This is a genomic window from Citrobacter sp. Cpo103 (assembly GCF_030332605.1).
Classification (GTDB): Bacteria; Pseudomonadota; Gammaproteobacteria; order Enterobacterales; family Enterobacteriaceae; genus Citrobacter; species Citrobacter portucalensis.
Map to the genome: position 1 here is coordinate 1 of NZ_JAOWHO010000011.1, position 765 is coordinate 765.

General features: G+C 55.0%; 1 protein-coding gene. It reads right to left on the bottom strand.

Annotated features, from left to right (window positions below; genetic code table 11):
• The coding region (locus OGX89_RS00060; RefSeq protein WP_279893325.1) for an Ig-like domain-containing protein at nt 1-765 on the bottom strand (765 nt) is incomplete at both ends.

Below are 765 nucleotides of genomic sequence, written 5' to 3' on the forward strand. Positions count from 1 at the left end.
CCGCAAAGTTGTCGATATGCACGTCGTGGTCGCTGATCGCCGTCACTTCGTTGCCTACCGCATCATACGAGACAACCGTCGCCCTGATGTTGACATATTTATCCTGGTCGCCCTGGTTGTCGCTGAACGCCGACGGGTCGACCGGGATTTGGTAGCCCAGTTTGCCGTTATTCAGCGTAATGACTTCACCCGTAAACGTGCGGCCATTGATCTCAAGCCTGACAACATCGTGAACTTTCGCATCCCCGCCGACGGTGCCGGAGATGATTTGCTGAGCCATATTCAGCTCGCTATGGTTCAGGGTGTTATCGGCAGTCACATCATCAACCGTAATGGTTGCCTCAGCGTGCAGATCGATATGCACCGCATGCTCGGCTGTTGCCGTTGCTGGGTTGCCGTGTTTGTCAACGGTTGAGATGGAGACATAAACCTTCTGGTCGCTGCCATCCTGCAGGTTGTCGGTGCTGACAGGAATGCTATAGCCCAGAGAGCCATCAGGCCGTTCAAATACCGTGCCATGATAGGTTTGGCCATTGAAGGTTAAGGTGACGTCATTGCCTTTATGCGCGTCGCCGCCGACCGGCCCGGTGATGGTGGTGGTATGCAGATCGGACTCTGCCTTACTGATAATGTCATCGCCTGCAACGGTATCGATCTCGATAATGGCGCTGGCGTCCAGATCCAGCCCAACGTGGTGTTTCGTCACCGCCGTCATTTCGTTGCCATGCTCGTCCGTGGTATGGATGCTGGCATGAATCACCGGGT